The following is a 24241-nucleotide window of genomic DNA, read 5'->3' as shown; positions in this document are numbered from 1 at the left end:
CTGGTCCCCGTCATGCGACGACGTCCCGGTTGCGGTTCGCGCGCCACTGCACGATGGTGAAGATCAACGTCAGGACGAAGATCACGACGCCGATCGCGGCGCCGTAGCCCTGGTCGCGGGTGGGCCCGAAGGCGACCTTGTACGCCCAGGTGCCGAGCACCTCGGTGCTGTTGCCGGGGCCGCCGTTGGTCAGCACGAAGATCGTGTCGAAGACCTGGAAGCTGTAGATCACGTTCATGATGATGAGGAAGAACGTCGCCGGGCCGACGAGCGGGAACGTGATGTGGCGGAACTGCTGCCAGCCGTTCGCGCCCTCGAGCGAGGCCGCCTCGTACAGGTCGCCGGGCACCGCCTGCAGCGCCGCGAGGTAGATGATCATGCTGAACCCGACGCGGATCCAGATGGTCACCAGCACGACCGAGGTGAAGGCCCAGAAGCCGTTCGACTGCCAGGGGATGCCGCCGTTCGCGCCGAGCGCGAGCAGCAGCTTGTTCACCACGCCGATGACCTCGTTGTAGAGGAAGGTGCCGATCAGCCCGACCGAGACGCCGGAGATCACCAGGGGCAGGTAGACGACGGTGCGCCAGACCTTGCGCCAGGGCAGCACCGAGTTCATGAGCACCGCGAGCGCGAGCCCGAGGCCCATGCTCAGCGGCACTGTGATCACCGTGAACAGCGCGGTGTTGAGCAGGGCCCGCAGGAACGTCGGGTCCGACAGCATGGTCGTGTAGTTGTCGAGCCCGCGCGGGGTGCTCGTCCCCGACAGCGGCGAGACTTTGCGGGTCGAGTAGTAGAACGACCCGAGCATCGGCAGGATCAGGAACGCGACCGCGAGCAGCACCGACGGCCCGACGAACAACAGCGCCGAGGGCTCCCAGATCGCCCCCCGACGACGTCGGCGCGAGGCGGAGCCTCCCGCCGGGGCGACGGGAGACTCACCGGCGGCCAGCGCGGCCGCCGAGCTCACTGCAGGGCCTTCTGCACCGCCGCGGCCAGCGCGGTGGCGGTGTCGGCCGACGACCTTCCACCGAGGAAGGCCTTCTCCAGCTCGTTCTGCAGCGCCAGGTTGAGGTCGGCGAACTGCGGCACCGTGACCTGCGAGACCTGCTCCGGGGTGAGCGTCTTGGCCTGCAGCACGAAGGGCGCCATCAGGTCGGGACGGATGTCGAAGTCGAGCTGCGCGGAGGTCAGGCTCTTCAGCGTCGGCAGCTCGTTGGTGGCCTGGCAGTAGGTCCGCATGGACTCCTCGCTGACGAGGAACTGCAGGAACTTGGCCGCGGCCTCGGTGTTCTTGCCGTCCTTCGGCGCCACGACCGCGTTGCCGCCGAGGTCGGTGGAGGCGGCGACGTCACGCGGCTGCGGCATCGCGCCGTACTCGAACTTCTTCTTCACCCCGACGTCGACGGCCGGCACGAGGAAGCTGCCCGCGAAGGCCATCGCGACCGTGCCCGAGATGAACGCGCTGTCGGGGTAGGTCGTGCTCTTGACCGAGGTGTTCTTGGCGACCCAGCCCTTGTCGAAGAAGCCCTTGGTGAAGTCGAGCGCCTTGCGGCCCGCGTCGGAGTCGATCGCCGCCGACTTGAGGTCGGGGGTCAGCAGCGCGCCGCCGGCCTCGAAGAGCCAGGAGAGCCAGCGGTACGCACCCGCGCTCTGCCAGTCGTAGATGAAGGCCGACTGACCCTTCTTGGTGACCTTGGCCAGCTTGTCCGCCGCCTCGCTGAACTGCTCCCAGGTCCAGGCCTCCTCCAGCGTCGTCGGCACGTCGGTGATGCCGGCGGCCTCGAAGGCGTCCTTGCGGTAGAGGATCGCGGTGGTGTCGATCTGGTGCGGCGCGCCGTACGGCTTGCCGTTGGCGACGACGGCCTGGAACAGGCCCGGCTCGAAGGCGTTCGCGTCGAGGCTGTCGGACAGGTCGAGCAGGACGTCCTGGCTCGTGTACTGCCCCATGTCGATGTAGGAGACGCGGAACAGGTCCGGCGGGTTGCCCGCCTGGAAGCGGGTGTCCAGGTTGGTCTGGACGCTCGCGTACGGGACCGTGTCGGTCTTGATCGTGATGCCGGGGTTGGCCTGCTGGAACTTCGCGATGACGGCGTCGAACGCCGCCTTCTCCGCGTCGCCGGACCAGTTGACGAAGGTCAGCTCGACGGGGCCCGAGCCACCGCTGGCGCCGGAGGACGGGGCGGTGCTGCCCGCCTTGCTGGTGAGCCCGGAGCACGCGCCGAGCCCGACGGCGGCGCCGAGACCGAGGCCGCCTGCCAGGACCTGTCGACGGTTCAAAGACATGGGCCGTTCCTCTCCCTCGAGTGCTGCCGATAATGACAGGCACCCTGCCTTCCCGGCTCCAGGTGGGGTCGGATGCACCTCCCCCGGTGACGAACATCGCCCTGACTAGGACGAACGCGCGAGGTGGCGTTGTTCTTTACCCCGACAGCAGGAAGCGGAACATCGGGCTGTCGCTGGGGATCGGCTCGACCTGCACGGGAGCGGCGGCCATCCTCTCCAGCAGCGGCGGCAGGTCCTCGCGGCGCGTCAGCTCCACGCCCACGAGCGCCGGCCCGGTCTCGCGGTTGCTGCGCTTGACGTACTCGAACAGCGTGATGTCGTCGTCGGGGCCGAGGACCTCGTCGAGGAAGTGGCGCAGCGCGCCCGGCTGCTGCGGGAACTCCACGAGGAAGTAGTGCTTGCGGCCCTCGTGGACGGCGGCGCGCTCGGCGATGTCGTCGTAGCGGCTGACGTCGTTGTTGCCCCCGGAGAGGACGCAGACCACGCGCTGGCCCGGCTCGACGCGGACGACGCCGGTGGTCAGCGCGGTCGAGGCGAGGGCGCCGGCTGGCTCGGCGACGATGCCGTCGGCCGCGTACATGGCGAGCAGCTCGACGCAGACGGCGCCCTCGGGCACCTGCACGAGCTCGGCCCCGGCGGCGGCGACGACCGGTGTCGTCAGCGCGCCCGCGCGGCGCACGGACGCCCCGTCGACGAAGGTGTCCAGGTCGAGCAGGTCGACCGGGTGCCCCGCGGCGAGGGCGGCGGCGACGCTGGCCGCACCCTGCGGCTCGACGCCCACGACGCGCACCCCGGGGTGCCGCTGGCGAAGCCAGGCGAGGCAGCCGGCCAGCAGCCCGCCGCCGCCGACCGGGACCACGAGCACGTCGGGGAGGTGGCCGGTCTGCTCGCGCAGCTGCTCGACCACCTCGAGCGCGACCGTGCCCTGCCCGGCGATCGTCCGCAGGTCGTCGAAGGCCGGGACGACCGTCGCGCCGGTGCGCACCGCGTCCGCCGCCGCGGCGACGGCGGCCTCGTCGTAGGTCGCGCCGGTCACGACCACCTGCACGTGGTCGCCGCCGATGGCGTCGATGCGCTCGCGCTTCTGCCGCGGCGTGTTGCGCGGCAGGAACACCCGGCCCTGCACGCCCAGCGCGGCGCACGCGTACGCCAGCCCCTGCCCGTGGTTGCCCGCGCTCGCGCAGACGACGCCGCGAGCCCTCTCGGTCTCGCCGAGCTGGGCGATGACGTTGTAGGCGCCGCGCACCTTGTAGGAGCGGACGACCTGCAGGTCCTCGCGCTTGAGCCAGACCTCGGCGCCGCCGGCCGAGAGCCGGGCGTTGCGCTGCAGCGGCGTCCGGTCGACCACTCCGGCCAGGCGCGCCGCGGCCTCCTCGACCTGCTCGGCGCCGGGTGGCGGCGCCACCCGGCGGAGGTCCGCCGCCGCGTCCTCGAGCCCTGCTGACACCCGCACGCCCACCCTCCGATCATGACGCACGGCAACTCTCAAGTGTGACGAGAGGGACGAGAGTTTTGCCTGTCAACTCGGCCCGACCCCTTCCCGAGGTCCTCAGGCGGTGCTTAAGGTTCCCGGGTCCGCGGGACGAGCCGGGGGGAAGGCCGGCGGGCACCGGAGCCGCCGTCGACCACGAGGACCTCACATGCTCGTCCGCCACCCGATCTCCCGCAGCCCGCGGCGCACCGCGCGCAGGGCGGTCCCCGCCCTGCTGCTCGGCGTGAGCGCCCTCGCGCTTGCCGTGCCGACCACCCTCCCCGCGAGCGCGGCGCCCGGCGGTCCGGCGGACGCCCCGACCTCCGGCGCCACCGCGTCGGCGAAGAGCGGCGCGGCCAAGGCCGGCGGCGCCAAGGGGCGCCACCTGACCGCCGAGGCGCGCGAGGCCGGCCTCGAGGTCGGCAACGCGACCATGGGCTGGCGCCAGCGGGGCACCGCGCGGCCGGAGCTCGCCGAGCCGGGCTCGGGCCTGCTGCGCTACGGGCTCGCCGCGCGGGCGTCCTCCTCGGACTCGTTCACCCCGAAGGGCGTGCTGGGCGTGGACGTCTCCAGCTACCAGGGCAAGCTGAAGTGGTCGACCTGGACGAAGAAGGACCGTGACTTCGCCTACGTCAAGGCGACGGAGGGGTCCTCGTACAAGAACCCCTACTTCAAGAACCAGTACGGCGGCGCGAAGAAGGCGGGCATGGTCCGCGGCGCCTACCACTTCGCGAACCCCGCGGGGAAGGCCGGCTACAAGCAGGCCCGCTACTTCGTGAAGAACGGCGGCGGCTGGAGCGCGGACGGCCACACCCTGCCGGGCGTGCTCGACATCGAGTACAACCCGTACGGCAAGACCTGCTACGGCGTCAGCAAGAAGAAGATGGTCAAGTGGATCAGCTCCTTCACCCGTGAGTACAAGAAGCTGACCAAGAAGGACGCCGTCATCTACACCACCACGGACTGGTGGACGCAGTGCACGGGCAACAGCGGCAAGTTCGCGACGACCAACCCGCTGTGGATCGCGCGCTACGGCACCAAGGACCCGGGCGAGCTCCCGAAGGGCTGGAAGGTCGCGACCTTCTGGCAGTACAGCTCCAACCCGATCGACCAGGACGTCTTCCCGAGCAAGCGCAAGCGCCTCAAGGTGCTGGCGACCGAGATCTGAGCGTCCCCGGACCGGACTCCAGAGGGCGGCCGAGGACTAGCTGACGTCCTCGTCGTCCTCGCTGGCCGTGCCGGCGAGCTCGGACGGGTCGACGGTGCCCTCGGGGTCGTCCTCGACGGTCAGGTTGCCGATCGTCGACGCGGGGTCCACGGCCTCCTGGCTCTGCTCGGTCTCGGTCGCGGGGACGTCGGGCTCCTGGGCCTGGGACGACATGGCGGTCTCCTCGATCTACGGCTTGACGACGGCGTCGGCCGCGCGGTTGCGCCACCGGGAACCCACTCTAGGACGAGGGGCCGACGAGGCGCTCAGCGTGGCTCGATACCCTTGACCCCCAGGACGTCGGCGATCGGCTGGGGGGTTGGGCGCCGACGTCCCCACACCCGCAGGACCCGTCGGCGCGTCTGCCAGGGTGGGGTGATGGAACGCCACGAGAGTCCGGACTGGGTCGAGCACGTCGTCTGGTGGCAGGTCTACCCGTTGGGCTTCGTCGGTGCGGAGCGCGCGCTGGCCGACCTCGAGGGGGCCGCGGACGGCCACGTCGAGCACCGGCTCGGCCGCCTGACCGGCTGGCTCGACCACCTGGTCTCGCTGGGCTGCAACGGCCTGCTGCTGGGCCCGGTCTTCGCCTCGGCGAGCCACGGCTACGACACCGTCGACCACTTCCGCATCGACCCGCGCCTGGGCGACGACGCCGACTTCGACGCCCTCGTCGCCGCCTGCCACGAGCGGGGGATCCGGGTGCTGCTCGACGGCGTCTTCAACCACGTCGGCCGCGACTTCGCGCCGGTCGCGCAGGCGCTCGCCGAGGGTCCCGGGTCCCCGGGCGCGGAGTGGGTGCAGCAGCTCTACGACAACGACGGGATGATCACCGCCGACTACTTCGAGGGCCACGACACCCTCGTCACGCTGAACCACGACGCGCCGGTCGTGCGCGACCACGTGCGCGACGTGATGCTGCACTGGCTCCGGCGCGGCGCCGACGGCTGGCGGCTCGACGCCGCGTACGCCGTCCCGGCCTCGTTCTGGGCGGCGGTGCTCCCGGCCGTGCGGGCGGAGTTCGGCGAGGCGTGGTTCGTGGGGGAGATGATCCACGGCGACTACGTGACGTACGTGGACGAGTCGGGCCTCGACTCGGTCACCGCGTACGAGCTGTGGAAGGCGGTCTGGTCCTCCCTCGACACCGTGAACCTCCACGAGCTGGAGTGGACGCTGGGCCGGCACGCGGGCTTCGTCGAGCACTTCACGCCGACGACGTTCCTGTCCAACCACGACGTCACCCGCATCGCCAGCCAGGTCCACGACGAGCGGCACCGCTCGCACGCCGTCGCGCTGCTCGGCTTCGCGCCCGGCGTCCCGTGCGTCTACTACGGCGACGAGTTCGGGCTGGAGGGGGTCAAGGAGGACCGCGTGGACGGCGACGACGCCGTGCGGCCGGAGATGCCGGCCGAGCGCGGGCTGTTCGAGGACCGGCACCCCGAGGTCGAGGAGGTCTACCGCCGCGTGCTGTCGCTGCGCCGTCGGCACCCCTGGCTCGTCGACGGGGTGGTCTCGACCGAGCAGGTGACCAACGACCACCTGCTCGTGCGGTCGCGCGCGCGCCAGGGCGACGGTTCGCTGGTGCTGGCGCTCAACCTCGGCGACGCCCCGTACGCGCTGCCCCCGGGCGAGGTGCTCACCGCCGAGCCCGCCCCGGTGCAGGGCCAGGTCGCTCCGCACGGCTGGGCCGTCGTCGCGGGCTGAACGCGGGGGAGGAGGCTCGGCGACGTCTTCGCCAGCTGACCACCTCCACGGTGGTCGAAGGGCGAGAAGTTCGTGGGGCCGCGGTCAGGGCGCGGGGTCGAGCAGGGCGTGGGCCGTCCCGATGTCGGTGACGAGGACGTTGACCCAGCCGCCGACCACGGCGGCGCGCACGGCGTCCCGCTTGGCCGGCCCGCCGGCGATGCCGATGCGGCGCGGCACGGCCCGCAGGGTGTCGGCGTCGATGCCGACCACCCGGTCGTCGAGCTCGGTGACGACGGGGGCGCCGGACGCGTCGAAGAAGCGGTGGCAGACGTCGCCGACGGCGCCGGCCGCGGTGAGGCGCGCCTGGTCCTGCGGGTCCACGGCGTTGCCGCTCGCGCGCAGGAACTCCGACGGCGGCAGCCGGCCGATGCCGACCAGGCACATGGTGAGCGCGGCCCACTGGTCGCGGATGGCCCGCATGCCCGGCTCGCCGAACAGGGAGTCGCGCACGGCGGCGTTGGCCACCAGGCCCGGCGCGGCGACGAACGTCGCGTTCGCGCCCAGCAGCCCGGCGAGGTCGCCGAGCAGGCGGTTGGCCTGCGCCTGCGCGGAGTGCTGGCCGATGCCGCCGATCAGCTGGACGACGTTGTCCGCGCCCGCCAGGCGCAGCGGGCGCATCCGCTCGACGATGGAGAGCAGCGTCTGGCTCCACGGGGCGATGCCGATCCGCTCGCCGCCGGTGAGGGTCGCCTCGAGGTAGGTGGCGCCGGCCGAGCCGAGCCCGGCCAGGATGTCGGCCTCGCTGCCCTCGACGTCGACCACCAGGGCCTCGGCTAGCCCGTAGCGCTCCTCGAGCGCCTCCTCCAGCTCGGTGTGCACGCCCTGCGCGACCACCACGACGGTCCGGACGATCCCCAGCTCGGCTGCGCGCTTGAGCAGCCGGGAGACCCGCGCCTGGGACAGGTGCAGGGTCTCGGCGATCTCGACCTGGCGGATGCCGCGCTCGTGGTACATCCGGGCGACCTTCGTGATCAGCCGCAGCTGCCCGTCGGGGACGGCGCGGGGCGCCGGACGCGCGGAGGCGGTCATGCCGTGCGCCTCCTCGAGGTCGGGCTCTGGCCGCCGGCGTCCGGGCCGCGGATGAGCGTCGTCAGGTGCGGGTGGTCATTCTGCTGCACGCCGGGCGATCGCGGGCTCCTCGGCGACGCAGATGAGCACCGCGGGCTGGTCGTACGCGTGCTCGATCGGCGTCCCGTCCGGCGGCGTGGCGCCGCTGCCGAGCACCGAGCCGTCGCGCGGGTCGACCAGCCACCAGCGGCCGGGCACCCGGCCCTCGCCGTCCAGCAGGACGAAGGGACCGCCGTGCTCGGCGTACGCGAGGTAGAGCACGCCGGGGTCGAGGAGGCCCCGGGCGGTCAGGCCGACGTCCCAGCACGGCGCGGCGCCGCGCAGCGGCAGCCCCTCGAGGATGCGCCCGACCAGCCCGACGTAGCGGCTGCCCTCGAAGTCGAGCGCCTCGCGCCAGCCGGCGTCGGCGGCGAGGAAGAAGGGCGCGTGGCCCGGCTCGCCCGGGTGGAGGCGCCACTGCCACAGGCTCGCCGCCCCGTACGCGACCCCGAGCAGCGCACCCGCGCAGAGGTTGCTCCACGCCTCGTGGCCCTGCCACCAGCCCTCCGCCACGCCGGGGCGGCCGGTGTGCTCGTAGGTCGGCTCGAGGTTCATGACCGCCTTGACCGGACGGGCGGCCCACATCGTCGCGACCCGGTCGGGGACGTGGTCCCCGCCGTGGCCGGTCTGGCACGCCTGGAAGTCGAGCCACGGCGCGTCCTGGTGGACGTCGTTGCGGTGGTGCGGGCGGTAGTGGATGCCGGTCGGGTGCTCGTAGGCGTCCCAGGCCTCGATCTCGCGCCCGGCCGCCTCGATCCCCGGCTCGTCGCCGGCGCCGTCGGCGCCCGGCAGCCAGACCACCGGCTGCGCGCCGTAGCGCGCGACGAGGTAGCGGGCGTAGCGCGCAAGCTCGTCCGGGGGGACGACGGGGCCGGCGACGTCGAGGCCCTTCCAGCCGAAGCCGAAGAACAGCGGCTGCAGGACCGGGGTGATGCCGTGGCGCAGGAGGACCTCGACGAGGAGGTCGAGGTGCGCGAAGTAGTCGGGGACCAGGTCGGTCAGGCGGCCGTCGGGCAGGTCGCGGAACCCGACGGCGAACCCCTCGTCGACGCCGCGCGCGTCGGGCCCGACCGCGCGCATGTCGGGCTGGACGCTCATCAGCAGGACGGCGTCGAAGCCCTTGGCCGCCCGGTCGCGCGCGTACGCCTCCACGTCCTCGACGCCCGCCCGCCAGGGCATCGCCCACGCGGTGTCGACGACCATGAACCAGTCCCGGCCGTCCGGGTGCACCAGCGAGCGGCCCTCCGGCGACAGGCGCGGGAAGCCGTGGACCAGGCCCGGGTGGGCGTGCCCGGTCTGGGCGGGCGCGGCGTCGAAGGTTCCGGCGGTCGGGGTGAGCCGGTCGGCGTCCGGCCCCGCGACCGTCCAGGTCCAGCGACCGTGCGGCAGCGGAGAGCTGAACCGCAGCCGCCAGGTGGTGGCGCCGTCCCAGAACAGCGGCCGTACGAGACGGGTGCCGTCGTCGTGCACGAGCTCGACCCAGGCCTCGACCTCGACGTACGGGCGGTCGACCGCCGGACCGGAGAACGCGACCTCGACCTGGCGCCACTGCGCCGCCGTGCTCACCGCGACGTCCCGCCGGGGCGGAACCGGGCCCGTTCGACCTCGCCGGCCCAGCGCGCGCGGCGCTCCGCCCGGTCGGGCCGCGTCTCCTGCGGGGTGAGCCGGCGCCGGACCCGGGGCGGCAGCCAGGCGTCGGCCTCGCCGAGCGAGCGCCAGGCCAGCTTGGCCGCCCCGAGCGCGGAGACCTCGGCGACGTCGGTCACCTCGACGGTGCGCCCGGTCAGGTCGGCCTGGTCCTGCATCAGCGCGTCGGCGGCGGTCGCGCCCCCGTCGGCGCGGAACGTGCGCAGCGGACCGGTCGTGGCCTCGACGACGTCGACGACGTCGGCGATCTGGTGGGCCACCGACTCGACCGCGGCGCGCGCGACGTGGGCCGGCGACGTCGCGGGGGTCATGCCGGACAGCACGGCGGTCGCCTCCCGGTCCCAGTGCGGCGCACCCAGGCCCGAGAAGGCCGGCACGAGGCTCACGCCGCCCGCGTCCGCGACGGTGCCGGCGAGGGCGACGAGGCGCTCGACGTCGCCCGCCGTGAGGAGCCCGGCCGCCCAGGCCAGCGTCGCGCCGGAGGAGAGGATGTTGCCCTCGAGCGCGTACGTGGGCGTCGCGTCGAGCAGCCAGGCCAGGGTCGTCGGGACGGACGACCCGCGGCCGGGCAGCGCGGCGACCGGCGTCATGACCGACGAGCCGGTCCCGTAGGTCGCCTTCGCCATGCCGGGCTCCGTGCAGCCGTGGCCGAACAGGGCCGCGTGCGAGTCGGCCAGGACCGCGGCGACCGGGGTGCCGTCCACGACGAGCCCGACGCCCGCGCAGGTGCCGAAGCCGGCGTCGGACGCCCGGGGGTCGGCCAGGACGTGACGGGGCACGCCGAAGACGTCGAGCAGCGGCTCCGACCACCCCAGCCCGGTGACGTCGTACAGCAGGGTGCGCGACGCGTTCCCGGCCTCGGTCAGGTGCTCCCGACCGCCGGTGAGGCGCCAGACCAGCCAGGAGTCGACCGTGCCGACGCGGACGTCGTCACGCGGAACTCCGTCGGGCACGTGGTCGAGCAGCCAGCGCAGCTTGGGGGCCGAGAACATCGCGTCGACGCGCAGGCCCGTCCGGACGCGGACCTCCGTACGGGCGGCCTCGTCGACGTGGGCGGCGCACCAGGCGGCCGTCCGGCTGTCCTGCCATCCGAGCACCGGGCCGAGGGGCTCGCCGGTGCTCGCGCGCCAGGCCACCACCGACTCACGTTGGGTGGAGAGCGCCACCGCGGCGACCGGTCCGCCGTCGACCCCGCCGGCGGCGGCCAGCGCGCCGCCGGTGGCGTCGAGCACGCTCCGCCAGATCCGCTCGGCGTCCTGCTCCACCCAGCCCGGCCAGGGGGAGGTGACGCCGACCGGCGCCGAGCCGACGCCGGCGACGTGGCCGGTCGCGTCGACGAGCACGGCCTTGGTGTTCGTGGTGCCCTGGTCGACGGCCAGGACCACGGGAGGTCGACGGTCCACGGGCGCTCCTCGGCGATGAGGTGACAGGTTCTCAGAGACGTCTCGGGGGGCCTTGACCCCTCGCACTGCAAGACTATACGGTACTGCAAGAAGTGGCACCGACGAAGGTGCCCGGAGCCCGAGGAGACCGATGACGGCCACCCGTCGCCGCCTGATCGTCGACACCGACGCCAAGAACGAGGCCGACGACCAGTACGCGATCGTCCACGCGCTGCTCTCCCCGACGCTCGACGTGCGGGGCATCGTGCCCGCGCACTTCGGCGCCGAGCGCAGCCAGACGTCGATGCTCGACTCCCGGGCCGAGGTGGACCTGCTGCTGCGGCTGCTCGGGCGCGACGACGTGACCGTGGCCAACGGGGCGGAGCGCGGCATCGCCGACGAGTCGACGCCGGCGCCGTCGCCCGGCGCGGACCTGATCGTGGCCGAGAGCAAGCTCGCCTCGGCCGACGACCCGCTGTTCGTGACCTTCCTCGGCCCGCTCACCGACATGGCGACGGCGATCCTCACCGATCCCGCGATCGTCGACCGCGACGTCGTCGTGGTCTGGATCGGAGGGATGGGCTACGACGTCGACTGGTCCTACCCGGCCGTCGAGTTCAACCTGCGCAACGACATCGCCGCGGCCAACGTCGTCTTCGACTCCGGCATCACCCTCTGGCAGGTGCCCGCGCCCATCTACTCGATGGTGTCGGTCGGCTACGCCGAGCTCGAGGAGAAGATCGCCGGCACCAGCGAGCTGGCCGACTACCTGATCGCCCAGCTGGTCGAGTTCAACGAGGCCCACCACGGCGAGCCGATCGAGTCGCGCTCGCTGGGTGACTCGCCCGCGATCTCGCTCGTCCTCAACCCGCGCGGCAGCGTCTCGCGCACCATCCCGTCGCGCCGCTTCGGCGTCGACGGCGGCTACCTGCCCGGCGCCGGCCACCCGGTCAAGGTCTTCGAGCAGGTCGACATCCGCTACCTGCTCGAGGACATGTTCGCCAAGATCCGCCGCTTCGGCCGCGAGCACCCCGCCCGCACCTCCTGACCCCGCCGGGCCCCGTACCCCGCTCGACCCGCTCAGCCCCACCCGCTCCGCCCCGCACCGCGATCAAAGGAGATTGGCATGACCCGCTCGACCTGGACCCGCCGTGGATTCCTCGGACTGTCCGCCGCCGCGGCCGTCGCCGGGACCGCCGCCTGCACGGGCACCGGCACCGCGCCCAGCGGCGGGACCGCCGCCAGCAGCGGCCCCGCCTCGAACAACCTGCGCCTCTTCACCTACGAGGACGACACGACCATCGGCCTGCTCAAGGACCTGGTCGCGAAGTTCGACAGCCAGAACGGCACGACCACGCGCGTCGACAGCCTTCCCGGCTCGGGCGCGGCGGTCTACCCCGACAAGCTCCGCGCCGAGCTGCTCGGCGGCTCCGGCCCCGACATCTGGCGCATCTGGGGCGGCCAGATCGGCGCCCCCTTCGCCAAGGCGAAGCAGGCGATGGACCTGAGCCCGTACTACTCGAAGTTCGGCTGGGACTCCCGGCTCAACAGCAACGCCATCGACGGCATGACCTTCGACGGCGTCAAGGCCGGGGCGCCCTTCGTCGCCAACGCGATCGGCGGCTGGTACTCCAAGGCCGCCTTCTCCAAGGCCGGCATCAGCGCGCCGCCGAAGACCTACGCCGAGCTGGAGGAGGCCAACACCAAGCTGGTCGCGGCCGGCATCACGCCCTGCACCCTCGGCGGCAAGTACGGCTGGGACATCATGCGCCTCTTCGAGTACCTGCTCGAGACCTCCGCCGGCCCGGACCTGCACGACAAGCTCCTGACCGGCGCCGAGTCGTGGGACCGGCCGGAGGTCGTGACCGCGTTCACGAACTTCAAGAAGTGGCAGGACAGCAAGTGGCTGCCCAACGGCGCCCTCGGTCTGGACCCCAGCGACGTCGAGACCGACTACGTCTCGGGCAAGGCCGCCTACACCCTGACCGGCACCTGGACCGAGGCGGCCGGCATCCAGGCGGCGAAGAAGAGCTCGAGCGACTTCGGGACGTTCCTGCTGCCGACCGACCAGACCCCGGCGCGGCACTCCGGCTTCGTCGAGGGCTACATGATCAGTTCCAAGTCCGGCAACCCCGACAAGGCGGCGGCGCTGATCGACCACATCCTGCAGCCCGACTCGCAGAAGGCGCTGTCGATCACCGCCTCGACCGTGACGGGCGCGGAGCCCGACAAGTCCAAGCTGCCGCTGTCGTACGAGTGGTCCGAGATCAGCAAGACGAGCCCGTTCTACACGATCCAGGACCAGGCGTTCCCGAAGAAGCAGGCCGACCAGTACTTCTCGGTCCAGAGCGACGTCCTGCAGGGCAAGATGTCGCCGGCCGACGCGGCCAAGCAGATGCAGACCGTCGCGGCCGGGCTCCCGAAGTCCTGACCTGATGGCGACCGCGACCGCTGTCGCCCCGGCCACCTCACGGGTGGCCGGGGTCCGGCAGAACAAGAAGAGGTACGGCGGCCTGCGCCCGTGGCTGTTCGCGCTCCCGGCCCTCGCCGTGTACGCGACCTTCCTCGTCTACCCGGCCGCCACGTCGCTGTTCTTCAGCTTCACCGACTGGGACGGCCTGAGCCCCACGTACAACATCGTCGGGCTGGCGAACTACACGGCGATGGCCCAGGACCCGGTGGTCATCCAGGCCCTGCTCAACAACCTGATCTGGACCGTCGTCACCATCGTCGTGCCGGTCCTGATCGGGCTGACGCTGGCGATCCTGTTGAACGGCAAGGTGCGCGGCAAGACGCCGCTGCGGCTGCTCTTCTACACCCCCTGCGTCCTGCCGCTGGTGTCCATCGCCTCGATCTGGGGCTGGCTCTACAACCCCGACTCCGGCGTGATCAACGAGACGCTGCGTGCCGTCGGCCTCGGCGACCTGGCCCAGCCGTGGCTGGGGCAGGACTCGACGGCCCTGTGGGCCGTGATGGTCCCGGCGATCTGGCTCCGCGTCGGCTTCCCGATGCTGCTCTACCTCGCGGCTCTGCAGGGCATCCCCGCCGAGCTGTACGAGGCGGCCACGGTCGACGGCGCCTCGCGGTCCCAGCAGCTGTGGTTCATCACGCTGCCGAGCCTGCGCCAGGCGCACTACATCGTCATCGCGCTGTCCCTGATCGACTCGTTCAAGGTCTTCGACATGATCTACGCGATGACCTACGGCGGGCCGGGCACGGCGACGCAGGTCATGGGGACCTGGATGTACGCCAACGTCTTCCAGTACTACCAAGCGGGTTACGGCACGGCCATCGCCGTGGTGATCACGGTGATCGCGATCGCCGTCAGCATCCCGTACGTCCTCTCCCAGACCAAGGAGCACGCATGAGCGCCTCGGCCTCCGGGCTCGCCGCCGCCGCGGCCCTGCCCGACGCCGTCGTCAGCGGTCACGACCCGCTCGCCGAGCGGCCCCGCAGGCGTGGGGGCGTCGTCGTCACGATCATCCTCTCCGTCGTCGCGCTCTTCTGGATCTCGCCGCTGCTGCTCCTGGTCACCACCGGGCTGCGGCCGCTGTCGGACTTCGTCGCGCACGGACCGCTGTCGTGGCCCACCGAGTGGACCTGGGACAACTTCCGCCAGGCGTGGGGGATCGGCAAGTTCGCCGACACCTACCGCAACTCCGCGACCCTGCTGCTGGTCAAGGTGCCGCTCGGGGTGCTGATCTCGGCGCTGCTGGCCTTCGCGCTGGCCAAGCTGAACATGCGCTTCCGCCGGACGGTGATGTTCGCGGTGTTCCTCGGGCTCACGATCCCGATCTACATCACGATCGTGCCGGTCTTCATCATGCTGCGCAGCGCGGGGCTGACCGACAACATCTTCGGCCTCGTCGGCCCCTACCTGGCCTTCGGGATCCCGCTGGAGACCCTGATCCTGCAGTCCTTCTTCCGCCAGATCCCGGACTCGATCATCGAGTCGGCCCGCATCGACGGGGCGTCGGAGTGGCGGATCTTCTTCACCCTCGTGCTGCCCCTGTCCCTGCCGGCACTCATCACCGTGGCGATCCTCGACGCGGTGGCGACCTGGAACGAGTTCCTCTTCGCCCTGATCATCCTGAGCTCGGACACGAACAAGACCATCCCCGTGGGGCTGCTCAGCTTCCAGGGACAGTTCTCCAACAACAACACCGGGCTCGCCGCCGGCATCCTCATCGCCGTCGTGCCGATCCTGATCGCCTACGCGCTGCTGCAGCGCTGGATCGTCGGCGGCCTCACCGCGGGCGCCGAGAAGGGCTGACCTCACCGGCTCCGCAGCCCGTACGCCCCTGGCCCCTGACGGGCCCACCCCTGGACCGGCTCCTCGCCGGTCGGCAGGCTCAGCACACGCACTTCCACAGAAGGAGCACACCCGATGAGCGACCTCCCGGTCTTCGGTGCCGGCATCTGGCACTTCGCGACCTACGTCGACCGCTACGCGACCGAGGGCTACGGCGAGCCGGTCGGGCTGCTGGAGCAGATCGACCTCGCCGGCTCGGTCGGCGACCTGTCCGTGGTCGACCTCAACTGGCCGTTCGCGGGCTTCGACGGCACGACCGACGACGTCAAGGCGGCGCTGGCGCGCAACGGCCTGCGCGCCGTCGCGATCACGCCGGAGATCTACAACAAGGACTACATCCGCGGCTCGATCACCAACCCCGACCCGGCGGTCCGGGCGAAGGCGATCGCGCTGCTGCACGAGGCGACCGAGCTGGCGCTCGAGCTGGGCTGCGACTACGTCAAGCTCTGGTTCGGCCAGGACGGCTGGGACTACCCGTTCCAGGTCGACTACCGCTCGGTGTGGAAGAACGCGGTCGACGCGCTGCGCGAGCTGTGCAGCGCGCACCCGGAGATCAAGTTCGTGATCGAGTACAAGCCGCGCGAGCCGCGCAACAAGATCATCTTCCCGAACGCGGCCCGCACGCTGCTGGCGATCCAGCAGACCGGCTGCGACAACCTCGGCGTGCTGCTCGACTTCGGCCACTCGCTGTACGGGCTGGAGACACCGGCCGACGCCGCACAGCTCTGCATCGACGCCGGCAAGCTCTTCGCGATCGACGTCAACGACAACTTCCGCGGCTGGGACGACGACATGGTCGTCGGATCGGTGCACCTCGTGGAGACCTTCGAGTTCTTCCACACCCTCCGCGCGAACGGCTGGGACGGCGTCTGGCAGCTCGACCAGTTCCCCTTCCGCGAGGACCGGGTGCAGGCGGCCAAGCAGGCCATCACGTTCCTCAAGGCGATCCACCGCGCGCTCGACGCCCTCGACGAGGACGCGCTCGCCGAGGCGCAGTCGCGTCACGACGCGCTCGCCGCGCAGAAGCTCGTCCAGAAGGTCCTGCTCAGCTCGATGGCCGACTCCGTGTCCCAGGCGGACGAGCAGTGACCGCCCTCGCCCCCGAGCACGTGACGATGCCGGTGCTCGGCCGGCTCTCGCCGCACGCGAGCCGGGCCGAGCAGGTCGCGCACATCGCCGAGGCGGCCCGCCAGATCCGCCTCCAGGACCTCAAGCTGGTCCACCACGCGGGCGCCGGCCACATCGGCGGCGACTTCTCCGCGATCGACGTGCTCGCCACGCTCTACGGCGCGGTGCTGAACGTCGACCCGGACCACCCCGACGACCCGGAGCGCGACCGGTTCATCCTGTCGAAGGGCCACGTGGCCGGCGCGCTCTACACGACGCTCGCCGCCTTCGGCTTCCTCCCGGTCGAGGAGCTCGCGACGTTCCTCAAGCCGCTGTCGAAGCTCAACGGCCACCCGAACCGCAACTACGTCCGCGGCGTCGAGGCGAACACCGGCCCGCTCGGCCACGGCCTGCCGATCGCCGTCGGGCACGCGCTCTCGGCCAAGCTCGACGTGTCGCGGCGTCGCACGTACGTCCTCACCGGCGACGGCGAGCTGCAGGAGGGCAGCAACTGGGAGGCCATGATGGCCGCCTCGCACCACGAGCTCGACTCGCTGACGGTGATCGTCGACCGCAACCGGCTGCAGCAGGGCGCGACGACGAGGGAGACCAACGACCTCGACCCACTCGACGCGAAGGCCGCGGCGTTCGGGTTCGCGGTCGTGGAGGTGAACGGGCACGACCACGGCGAGCTGCTCGACGTGCTGTCGGCGGTGCCGTTCAGGCCGGGCAAGCCGACCTTCGTCATCGCGCACACCCACAAGGGCCACCCGATCTCCTACATGAGCAACAACGTGGCCTGGCACCACAAGGTCCCCGACGAGGCCCAGCTGGAGCAGGCGCTGGCCGAGCTGGACCGGCTCCAGGCCGAGCAGAAGCACGAGGAGGTCGCGCGCGCGACCGGCGACGAGAGGCAGCGATGACCACCACGACGGCACCCCCGGTGCTCGCGGAGCGGGGCCCCATCGCCGACCAGCCGCGCTTCGACTGCCGCAACGCCTACGTCGACACGCTGGCGGACCTGGCCCGGAGCGACCACCGGATCGTCGGGGTCGTCAACGACTCGGTCGGCTCGAGCAAGCTCGACGCGTTCAAGAAGGCCTTCCCGGACCGGCTCATCAACGTCGGCATCGCCGAGCAGGACATGGTCGGCGTCGCGGCGGGCCTGGCCAACGGCGGGCGCATCCCGTTCGTCTCGGCCGCGTCGTGCTTCCTCACGGCGCGCGCGCTGGAGCAGATCAAGGCCGACGTCTCCTACTCCGACCGCAACGTCAAGCTCTGCGGGATGAGCCCCGGCGTCGCGTACGGCGAGCTCGGCCCGACCCACCAGTCGATCGAGGACATCGCCTGGCTCCGGGCGATCGACAACATGACGATCGTCGTGCCGGCCGACCCGGTCGAGACCGCCGCGGCGATGCGCTGGGCCGCGGCGACCGAGGGTCCCGCCTTCATCCGGGTGAGCCGGATGTCGGTGCCGGCGATCTTCGACGAGTCGTACACGTTCGTCCCCGGTCGGGCGACCACCGTGCGCGAGGGCGACGACGTGACGATCATCAGCAACGGCACGGTGCTGTGGCGGGCGCTGGCCGCGGCCGAGCAGCTCGAGGCGGGGGGCGTCTCCGCCCGGGTCGTCTCGATGCCGACGGTCAAGCCGCTCGACGTCGACGCGGTCCTGGCCGCGGCCCGCGAGACGCGGGGCATCGTGACCGCGGAGGAGTCCACGACGGCCGGCGGCCTGGGCGGCGCGGTCGCCGAGACCGTCGTCGCGCACCACCCGACGCGGGTGCGGATCCTCGGGTTCGACGCGTTCCAGCCGACCGGTTCGGCCGGCTTCCTGCTCGACCGGGCCGGCATGTCGCCCGACGGCATCGCCGAGGCGGCGCGTTCGCTGCTCTGACCGGGCGCCGGCGTCCGGGCCGATCACGACCCCTGCGCCTGTCGGAGGGCTGCCCTTCGACAGGCGCAGGACGGTCCGCGCTCAGCGCAGGTGGTCGTCGAAGAAGTCGGCGGTGCGCTCCATCGCGGTGGTGAACGTGCGGCCCTCGAAGGTGTGGTCGGCGCCGTGGTAGACGTTCGAGCGCACGTCCACGTCCGCGTCCTCGAGGGCGTCGACGGTGGCGCGGGCCCAGCGCGGCGGGCAGGTGCGGTCGGCGCCGCCGTGCTGCACGAGCACGGGCTCGGTGATCCGGTCGAAGTAGGGGCGGGCCGAGGCGGCGCGCCAGAACCCCGGCGACTCGTCGGGCAGCCCGTGGGTCTTCTCGATGCGGCGGTTGGTGGCCCGGCGCGCCGGGTCGTCGGCGAACCAGCGCTCCCAGTTGTCGGCCTCGAGGGAGCTGACCGACGCCCAGACGGCCGCGGCGTCGACGAGGCCGGGCTGCGCGACCAGGGCGCGCAGGGTCACGCCCCCGCCCATCGAGCGGCCGAACCAGCCCACGTGCTCGCGGTCGAGGACCTTCCAGGCCGACCCGGTCGCCCCCTTGACCGCCTTGACGGCGTTGATCGTGTCGACGACGTAGGGCAGGCGGAGCTCGAGGTCGACGTCGGGGTCGTTGCTGGAGCCGGCGTGGTTGCGGTAGTCGACGTGCAGCACCACGAAGCCGCGCCGGGCCAGCACGTCCTGCTCCCGCGGCATCCCCTGACCCGACCAGTAGGTGTCCGGGTCGATGTAGCCGTGGTTGAGGACGACGACCGGGAAGGGCCCCTTGCCGTCGGGGACGTTCATGATCCCGGTGATCTTCTCGCCGTCGCCGCGGTAGGTCACCGCGTAGCGCTTGTACGAGCCCTGGTCGGCCAGCAGCCGGCCCCGGGTCAGGTCACGGCCGTCGTAGCGCTTCTCCATCAGCGCCTGCATCGAGACCGGGTCGGGCTTCGTGCGCGGGCTCGGGGTAGGGCTGGGCGTCGGGCTGCTGGTCGCGCGCGTGGGGGTGGGCGCGGGCGTCGCCGAGGGGCTGGCCGCGACGGACGTGGACGCCGACGAGGTCGCGGTGGATGCCTGCGGCGCCTCGGGCTCGCCGCTGCACCCCGCGAGCAGGCCGATCAGGCCGAGCAGGACGGTCGGGGCGAGCGGGCGCCGCGTCATGACCCCAGTGTCCCCGGAGGGGGCGGCGGCGCCACCGGGGCGAGTCGGGCGACGACGGCGTCGACGAGGGGCAGGTCGGGCGTGAGCCACGCGAGGTCGTTGATCGAGGAGGCGTCGACCCAGGCGAGCGCGTCATGGGCCTCCCCGACGTGAGCCTCGCCGGAGCTGATCGCGCACCACCAGACCCGCATCACCAGCCCGGCCGTGAGGGGCCAGCCGACGAGCGCCTCGCCGGGAGAGACCAGCTCCTCGCCGACCTCGACCTCGACGGCGAGTTCCTCGGCGAGCTCGCGCCGCAGCGCGTCGACGGGGTCCTCGCCCGGCTCGACCTTGCCGCCGGGGAGCTCCCACCGGCCCGCGAGCTCGGGAGGCCGCGTGCGGCGGGCGGCGAGGGCGCGGGTGGGGCGTACGAGGTCGTCGACGAGGACGGCCGCGACGACGAGCTGGTCGGGCACGAGGCGAGTGTGGCAGGACACCTCGTCCGAGGGCGCGGCCCGTGCGGTGCCGGACGCGGTCCGCGCAGAAGGAAGCGCCAGCCGGTGTCTCGACCCCCGTACGGGGCACGAGATCTCGACTGGCGCTTCCTTCTGAGCGCGAGCGCCGGGAGAAAGTCGGTGGAACGTTCCCGGAGGCTGGAATAGCGTCGGCGGGCGATGAGTTCACGGCCTTGGCAGGGTCGGAACGACGACCGCCGCGGCAAGGGCGCCGGCGCCTCACCAGATCCAGCACAGCAGCACGACGAACGGACACCCGTGACCGCCACGAGCACCCCGACGACCACCACCGGCGCGGCCTCCGCGCCGCCCGCCGACGTCAGCACCAGGGCCGTCATCGCGATCCTGCTGGTGGCGACCTTCGTCGTGATCCTCAACGAGACGATCATGAACGTCGCCCTCCCGCGGCTCATGGAGGACCTCGACGTCAACGCCCGTACGGGTCAGTGGCTCGCGACGGTCTTCATGCTGACGCTGGCCGTGGTCATCCCGACGACCGGCTTCCTGCTGCAGCGCCTCACGACGCGCCAGGTCTTCGTGACGGCGATGATCCTGTTCAGCACCGGCACCCTGCTCGCCGCCGTGTCGCCCGCCTTCTGGCTGCTGCTGCCGGCCCGCGTCGTGCAGGCCAGCGGCACCGCGATGATGCTGCCGCTGCTCATCACCACGATCCTGACCCTGGTCCCCGTCGAGCGCCGCGGCGTCGTCATGGGCAACGTCACGGTGGTGATCTCGGTGGCCCCGGCCATCGGCCCGACGGTCTCCGGCGTCGTCCTGCACTTCTTCCCGTGGCGCTTCATGTTCATCCTGGTGCTGCCGATCGCGCTCGGCGCCCTGTTCTTCGGGGTCAAGAGGCTCGTGAACGTCGGCACCCCGGGCGCCGCCAAGCTCGACGTGCTGTCGGTGGTCCTGACCGTCCCCGCCTTCGGCGGCATCGTCTACGGCCTCAGCCAGCTCGGCGCCGAGGGCCCGGGCGGCATCCCGCCGCTGGCCTTCGTCGGGGTGGGCGCGCTCGCTCTGCTCGTCTTCGGGTGGCGCCAGTCGCGGCTCTACCGCAGCGACAACCCGCTGCTCGACCTGCGCTCGTTCAAGTTCCCGGCCTTCAGCATCAGCGTCGCGCTGCTCTGCGCCGCCATGCTGGCCCTCTTCGGCATGGTGATCCTGCTGCCGATCTACCTCCAGCAGGTGCGGGGGATCGGGGCGCTCGAGACCGGTCTGATGCTGCTGCCCGGTGGCCTGGTGATGGGTCTGCTCGGCCCGCAGGTCGGCAAGCTCTACGACCGGTACGGCCCGCGCGGCCTGACGCTGTTCGGCTCGGTCGTGCTGGTCATCTCGATGTGGCGGCTCAGCACCATCGACCTCAGCACGCCGATCTGGATGCTCATCGCGATCCACGTGCTGCTCTCGATCGGCTTGGCCTTCCTCTTCACGCCGGGCTTCACGACCGGCCTCAACCCGCTGCCGCCCAGGCTGTACTCCCACGGCAGCGCGATCCTCAGCACCCTCCAGCAGGTCGCCGGCGCCGCCGGGACCGCGCTGCTGGTCGCGGTCTACTCCGGCCACGCCGCAGCCCAGCAGGCGTCCGGGGTCGGCGCGGTCGACGCCGAGCTGAGCGGGATCCGGACCGCGTTCGGCGTCGCCGCGCTGATCTCGATCTCGACGGTCGTCCTCGCCGCCTTCATGCACAACGCCAAGCGGCCCGAGGGTGCCGAGGCGCCCGAGGGCTCGGCGGTCGCGCACCACTGAGCAGCGCCCTCGTCCGGCGCGGGCCCGCGGCCCGCGCCGGACGACGCGGCGGCAGACTGTCGCCGGTGGACGTGAGGCGGGTCGCGGTGGTTACCGGTGCGGGCAGCGGGATCGGACGTGCGGTCGCGCTCGCGCTGGCCGCCGAGGGCTGGTGGGTGGTGCTGGCCGCACGGCGGACCGACCTCCTCGAGGAGGTCGCGGGGTCGCCGACCGGCGAGGGCGGCGGCTTCGACATCGTGCCCACCGACGTCACCGACCCGGAGGCCGTCCGGGCGCTGTTCGACGGCGCGGTCGAGCGGCACGGCCGGGTCGACCTGCTGGTGAACAACGCCGGCCGGGGCGCGCCGGCCGTCGAGATCGACGAGCTGTCGCTGGCGGACTGGCAGGCGGTCGTCGACGTGAACCTCACCGGCATGTTCCTGTGCCTGCGCGAGGCCTTCCGCGTGATGCGCCGGCAGGAGCCGCAGGGCGGCCGGATCATCAACAACGGCTCCATCGCCGCCTACGCGCCGCGGCCGCGCTCGATCGCGTACACCGCCACCAAGCACGCCGTCAGCGGGCTGACCAAGCAGGTGCAGCTCGACGGCCGACCGTACGGCATCTCCTGCGGTCAGATCGACATCGGGAACGCCGAGACGTCGATGGCGGCCGCCCAGGCCGCCGGCGTGGTTCAGGCCGACGGCAGCGTCCGGGCCGAGCCCACCATGCCGGTCGACGACGTGGCCCGGGCCGTGCTGCTCATGGCCGACCTGCCGCCCGGCAGCAACGTCGCGACCATGACGGTGATGGCCACGACCATGCCGTACGTGGGTCGCGGCTAGGGCGGCCGCTCAGCCCCCGTGGGTAGGGTCCGCAGCATGAGCACCCCGGAGCACACCGAGCAGCCCGCCACCGACGAGGACGTCGAGACGATCGCGAAGCTCGTCGAGAAGGCCTCGATCGCGCTGGTGACGACGGTCGCGCCCGACGGGTCGCTGGTGAGCCGCCCGCTGGCCGTGCAGCAGCGCGAGTTCGACGGCGACCTGTGGTTCTTCACCGAGGACCCGTCGCCCAAGACCGACCAGGTCCGGGCCAACGACCAGGTCAACGTCGCGCTGCAGGCCGGCCACGGCTGGCTGTCGATCAGCGGCCGCGGGAGCGTCAGCAAGGACCCGGCGAAGATCGAGGCGCTGTGGAACGCCGGGGCGGAGGCGTGGTTCGAGCAGGGTCGCGACGACCCGGCGGTCGCGCTGCTGCGCGTCGAGGCGCAGACGGCGGAGTACTGGACCTCGAAGGCGCCGATGGTCGTCACCCTCGCCAAGTACGCCAAGGCCGCCGTCACCGGTGGCCGCCCGGACGTGGGCGAGAGCAAGGTCGTCGAGCTGTAACGGGTGGCGCGCGGGGGTCGATCCGGGGCTTGGGAGACGGCTGCGTCGTGTGGTTGTCTCTGCCGAGCGTCCTTGAGGACGTGACCCCAGACCCCGAACCCCCACGAGGTGCCCCGTGCCCACGCACTCCCGCTCCCGCCTGGTCGCCGGCGTCGCCGGTCTCGGACTGGCCGCCGCCGCACTGGTCGCCCCCGCTGCCCAGGCCGCGCCCGCGCCGGCTGTCGCTCCCGCGCTGGCCTCCGCCACCACGGTCAACCACAAGGACTGGGCGACGGCGGTGTTCACCCAGCTCAACGGCGAGCGCGCCCGCAACGGGCTCAAGCCGCTGCGCTGGAGCGACAAGCTCTTCTACTCGGCGCACCGGCACAACCTGGCCATGGCGCAGCAGGACTCCCTGAGTCACCAGCTGCCGGGCGAGGCCTCCCTCGGCGACCGGGTCGGCGTCTTCTACGCCTCGTCGGCGTGCGGGGAGAACATTGGCTGGAACAGCAACCGCACCCAGGCCGGCGCGCTGGCGCTGGAGACGTCGATGGTGAACGAGACGCCCCCGAACGACGGGCACCGCCGCAACATCCTCAGCACCACCTACGTCGACGTCGGCGTGGACGTCGTCGACGACACCACGCACGGCAAGCTCTGGCTGACCACCGACTTCGGCAAGCCGCGCTGAGCGGTTCCGACGAGAGCGCTCAGGCGTGCTGGGCGAGCCAGCGGCCGGAGCGGTGCGACCACACCAGGGCCCGCACCAGGCGCACCGTCATCCACACCATGAGCACGGTGAAGGCGAGCACGGTCGACGGCAGGGGCAGCCCCACGAGCATGCCGACGTAGAAGCAGAGCGTCCCGACGTAGGCGAGCGCCTGGACGCCTTCGCCGCGCATCCGGTCGGCCAGGGCGATGACGACGTAGCGCCTGTCCGCGGGGACGGCCCGTCCGTGGGTGATCTGCTCGCGGAACCAGGTGCGTTCGCTCTTCGGCAGGTAGGCGTCGGGTCCGACGAGGGTCCGGTCGTGGCCCTTGGTGGACGACCGCACGTTGCCCGCCAGGATCAGCAGGAGGCCGACGACCATCAGCGCCAGGCTCGCGTGCCGCAGGCTGGGCGAGACGTCCCACAGGAACTCGCCGGGCGGCAGCCAGAGGGACACGACGAGCACGACCGCGCACCCGACGACCAGGACCAGGACCTCGCGCATCCAGACCGCACGACGCACCCGAGCGAGATGCGGTGCGAGCACGGGCTGGGTCACTGCTTCCCAGGCGTCGGTCCAGGGGTCCCGCTCAGCCGTCGTCACGGGA

At 72.1% G+C, this 24241-nt stretch carries 23 protein-coding genes; 13 read left to right on the top strand and 10 right to left on the bottom strand.

The window, feature by feature from the left end; genetic code table 11:
* Positions 1–10: 10 nt before the first annotated feature.
* The 3 genes from BMY04_RS02030 to ilvA form a co-directional block, all read right to left on the bottom strand.
* On the bottom strand, positions 11–967 hold the full coding sequence (locus tag BMY04_RS02030) for a carbohydrate ABC transporter permease (RefSeq protein WP_091177439.1): 957 nt from the start codon (positions 965–967) through the stop codon (positions 11–13).
* A complete protein-coding gene (locus tag BMY04_RS02025; RefSeq protein WP_091177438.1) occupies positions 964–2283 on the bottom strand; it encodes an ABC transporter substrate-binding protein in 1320 nt (439 codons plus the stop codon). Before BMY04_RS02025 ends, BMY04_RS02030 begins: the two co-directional genes overlap by 4 nt.
* Positions 2284–2419: 136 nt before the next feature.
* Positions 2420–3730, bottom strand: a complete 1311-nt coding sequence (gene ilvA, locus BMY04_RS02020; RefSeq protein ID WP_232506098.1) for a threonine ammonia-lyase IlvA — start codon at positions 3728–3730, stop codon at positions 2420–2422.
* A 193-nt stretch (positions 3731–3923) separates the two neighbouring features.
* On the opposite strand from ilvA, the gene BMY04_RS02015 reads away from it, so the two are divergent.
* Positions 3924–4922 carry a GH25 family lysozyme gene (locus tag BMY04_RS02015; protein ID WP_198409884.1) on the top strand — a complete coding sequence of 333 codons (999 nt, stop codon included), beginning with the start codon at positions 3924–3926 and terminating at the stop codon, positions 4920–4922.
* A 36-nt stretch (positions 4923–4958) separates the two neighbouring features.
* Here the strand turns inward: BMY04_RS02015 and BMY04_RS22615 are convergent, their stop codons facing one another.
* Positions 4959–5135 (bottom strand): hypothetical protein, encoded by a 177-nt coding sequence (locus BMY04_RS22615; RefSeq protein ID WP_170853947.1) that lies wholly within the window; start codon positions 5133–5135, stop codon positions 4959–4961.
* Positions 5136–5339: 204 nt separating this feature from the next.
* On the opposite strand from BMY04_RS22615, the gene BMY04_RS02010 reads away from it, so the two are divergent.
* Entirely contained in the window at positions 5340–6662 is a 1323-nt protein-coding gene (locus BMY04_RS02010; protein ID WP_091177437.1) for an alpha-amylase family glycosyl hydrolase, read from the top strand.
* Between the two features lie 84 nt (positions 6663–6746).
* Here BMY04_RS02010 and BMY04_RS02005 read toward each other — a convergent pair whose 3' ends face one another.
* The 3 genes from BMY04_RS02005 to BMY04_RS01995 all read right to left on the bottom strand — a co-directional run bounded on the left by BMY04_RS02005 (position 6747) and on the right by BMY04_RS01995 (position 10861).
* On the bottom strand, positions 6747–7733 hold the full coding sequence (locus tag BMY04_RS02005; RefSeq protein ID WP_091177436.1) for a sugar-binding transcriptional regulator: 987 nt from the start codon (positions 7731–7733) through the stop codon (positions 6747–6749).
* Positions 7734–7808: 75 nt separating this feature from the next.
* Positions 7809–9377, bottom strand: a complete 1569-nt coding sequence (locus tag BMY04_RS02000; protein ID WP_091177435.1) for a glycoside hydrolase family 140 protein — start codon at positions 9375–9377, stop codon at positions 7809–7811.
* A complete protein-coding gene (locus BMY04_RS01995) occupies positions 9374–10861 on the bottom strand; it encodes an FGGY family carbohydrate kinase (protein WP_170853946.1) in 1488 nt (495 codons plus the stop codon). Before BMY04_RS01995 ends, BMY04_RS02000 begins: the two co-directional genes overlap by 4 nt.
* A gap of 130 nt (positions 10862–10991) precedes the next feature.
* Between BMY04_RS01995 and BMY04_RS01990 the strand changes: the two genes are divergently transcribed.
* The 7 genes from BMY04_RS01990 (at position 10992) to BMY04_RS01960 (ending at position 18156) form a co-directional block, all read left to right on the top strand.
* A complete protein-coding gene (locus tag BMY04_RS01990) occupies positions 10992–11888 on the top strand; it encodes a nucleoside hydrolase (RefSeq protein ID WP_091177433.1) in 897 nt (298 codons plus the stop codon).
* Between the two features lie 78 nt (positions 11889–11966).
* Positions 11967–13271: an ABC transporter substrate-binding protein gene (locus BMY04_RS01985; protein WP_091177432.1), complete on the top strand. Its 1305-nt coding sequence runs from the start codon at positions 11967–11969 to the stop codon at positions 13269–13271.
* A 4-nt stretch (positions 13272–13275) separates the two neighbouring features.
* On the top strand, positions 13276–14208 hold the full coding sequence (locus BMY04_RS01980) for a carbohydrate ABC transporter permease (protein ID WP_091177431.1): 933 nt from the start codon (positions 13276–13278) through the stop codon (positions 14206–14208).
* On the top strand, positions 14205–15113 hold the full coding sequence (locus tag BMY04_RS01975; protein ID WP_091177430.1) for a carbohydrate ABC transporter permease: 909 nt from the start codon (positions 14205–14207) through the stop codon (positions 15111–15113). The genes BMY04_RS01980 and BMY04_RS01975 overlap by 4 nt, the downstream gene beginning before the upstream one ends.
* A 114-nt stretch (positions 15114–15227) precedes the next feature.
* Positions 15228–16241: a sugar phosphate isomerase/epimerase family protein gene (locus BMY04_RS01970; protein WP_091177429.1), complete on the top strand. Its 1014-nt coding sequence runs from the start codon at positions 15228–15230 to the stop codon at positions 16239–16241.
* Positions 16238–17182 (top strand): transketolase, encoded by a 945-nt coding sequence (locus BMY04_RS01965; RefSeq protein ID WP_198409883.1) that lies wholly within the window; start codon positions 16238–16240, stop codon positions 17180–17182. Before BMY04_RS01970 ends, BMY04_RS01965 begins: the two co-directional genes overlap by 4 nt.
* Complete coding sequence (locus tag BMY04_RS01960) at positions 17179–18156, top strand: transketolase family protein (protein WP_091177428.1); 978 nt, start codon at positions 17179–17181, stop codon at positions 18154–18156. Before BMY04_RS01965 ends, BMY04_RS01960 begins: the two co-directional genes overlap by 4 nt.
* 81 nt (positions 18157–18237) lie before the next feature.
* Here the strand turns inward: BMY04_RS01960 and BMY04_RS01955 are convergent, their stop codons facing one another.
* Together BMY04_RS01955 and BMY04_RS01950 are read right to left on the bottom strand one after the other, a co-directional pair.
* The gene (locus BMY04_RS01955) at positions 18238–19338 is read right to left on the bottom strand and encodes an alpha/beta hydrolase family protein (protein ID WP_091177427.1); all 1101 of its coding nucleotides are present in this window, start codon (positions 19336–19338) and stop codon (positions 18238–18240) included.
* Positions 19335–19793, bottom strand: a complete 459-nt coding sequence (locus BMY04_RS01950; protein WP_198409882.1) for an NUDIX domain-containing protein — start codon at positions 19791–19793, stop codon at positions 19335–19337. Before BMY04_RS01950 ends, BMY04_RS01955 begins: the two co-directional genes overlap by 4 nt.
* Positions 19794–20090: 297 nt before the next feature.
* On the opposite strand from BMY04_RS01950, the gene BMY04_RS01945 reads away from it, so the two are divergent.
* From BMY04_RS01945 to BMY04_RS01930, 4 genes are all read left to right on the top strand, one after another.
* Positions 20091–21578 (top strand): MDR family MFS transporter, encoded by a 1488-nt coding sequence (locus BMY04_RS01945; RefSeq protein WP_232506039.1) that lies wholly within the window; start codon positions 20091–20093, stop codon positions 21576–21578.
* A gap of 65 nt (positions 21579–21643) precedes the next feature.
* Positions 21644–22399, top strand: a complete 756-nt coding sequence (locus BMY04_RS01940) for an SDR family oxidoreductase (RefSeq protein WP_232506038.1) — start codon at positions 21644–21646, stop codon at positions 22397–22399.
* A gap of 36 nt (positions 22400–22435) precedes the next feature.
* Positions 22436–22945: a pyridoxamine 5'-phosphate oxidase family protein gene (locus BMY04_RS01935; protein ID WP_091177424.1), complete on the top strand. Its 510-nt coding sequence runs from the start codon at positions 22436–22438 to the stop codon at positions 22943–22945.
* Between the two features lie 115 nt (positions 22946–23060).
* Positions 23061–23615 (top strand): CAP domain-containing protein, encoded by a 555-nt coding sequence (locus tag BMY04_RS01930; protein WP_091177423.1) that lies wholly within the window; start codon positions 23061–23063, stop codon positions 23613–23615.
* A 19-nt stretch (positions 23616–23634) separates the two neighbouring features.
* Here the strand turns inward: BMY04_RS01930 and BMY04_RS01925 are convergent, their stop codons facing one another.
* Positions 23635–24237, bottom strand: a complete 603-nt coding sequence (locus tag BMY04_RS01925; protein WP_139209704.1) for a hypothetical protein — start codon at positions 24235–24237, stop codon at positions 23635–23637.
* Positions 24238–24241: the final 4 nt, after the last annotated feature.

It is taken from the genome of Microlunatus flavus (genome assembly GCF_900110855.1).
Classification (GTDB): domain Bacteria; phylum Actinomycetota; class Actinomycetes; order Propionibacteriales; family Propionibacteriaceae; genus Microlunatus; species Microlunatus flavus.
This window is presented reverse-complemented; position numbering and strand designations above follow the sequence as displayed.

Excerpts from the sequence above, each read along its gene's own strand:
- BMY04_RS02025 (WP_091177438.1), bottom strand. The coding sequence starts at position 2,283 with ATGTCTTTGAACCGTCGACAGGTCCTGGCAGGCGGCCTCGGTCTCGGC.
- BMY04_RS02015 (WP_198409884.1), top strand. The coding sequence starts at position 3,924 with ATGCTCGTCCGCCACCCGATCTCCCGCAGCCCGCGGCGCACCGCGCGC.
- BMY04_RS22615 (WP_170853947.1), bottom strand. The coding sequence starts at position 5,135 with ATGTCGTCCCAGGCCCAGGAGCCCGACGTCCCCGCGACCGAGACCGAG.
- BMY04_RS02010 (WP_091177437.1), top strand. The coding sequence starts at position 5,340 with ATGGAACGCCACGAGAGTCCGGACTGGGTCGAGCACGTCGTCTGGTGG.
- BMY04_RS02005 (WP_091177436.1), bottom strand. The coding sequence starts at position 7,733 with ATGACCGCCTCCGCGCGTCCGGCGCCCCGCGCCGTCCCCGACGGGCAG.
- BMY04_RS01990 (WP_091177433.1), top strand. The coding sequence starts at position 10,992 with ATGACGGCCACCCGTCGCCGCCTGATCGTCGACACCGACGCCAAGAAC.
- BMY04_RS01985 (WP_091177432.1), top strand. The coding sequence starts at position 11,967 with ATGACCCGCTCGACCTGGACCCGCCGTGGATTCCTCGGACTGTCCGCC.
- BMY04_RS01980 (WP_091177431.1), top strand. The coding sequence starts at position 13,276 with ATGGCGACCGCGACCGCTGTCGCCCCGGCCACCTCACGGGTGGCCGGG.
- BMY04_RS01975 (WP_091177430.1), top strand. The coding sequence starts at position 14,205 with ATGAGCGCCTCGGCCTCCGGGCTCGCCGCCGCCGCGGCCCTGCCCGAC.
- BMY04_RS01970 (WP_091177429.1), top strand. The coding sequence starts at position 15,228 with ATGAGCGACCTCCCGGTCTTCGGTGCCGGCATCTGGCACTTCGCGACC.
- BMY04_RS01960 (WP_091177428.1), top strand. The coding sequence starts at position 17,179 with ATGACCACCACGACGGCACCCCCGGTGCTCGCGGAGCGGGGCCCCATC.
- BMY04_RS01955 (WP_091177427.1), bottom strand. The coding sequence starts at position 19,338 with ATGACGCGGCGCCCGCTCGCCCCGACCGTCCTGCTCGGCCTGATCGGC.
- BMY04_RS01935 (WP_091177424.1), top strand. The coding sequence starts at position 22,436 with ATGAGCACCCCGGAGCACACCGAGCAGCCCGCCACCGACGAGGACGTC.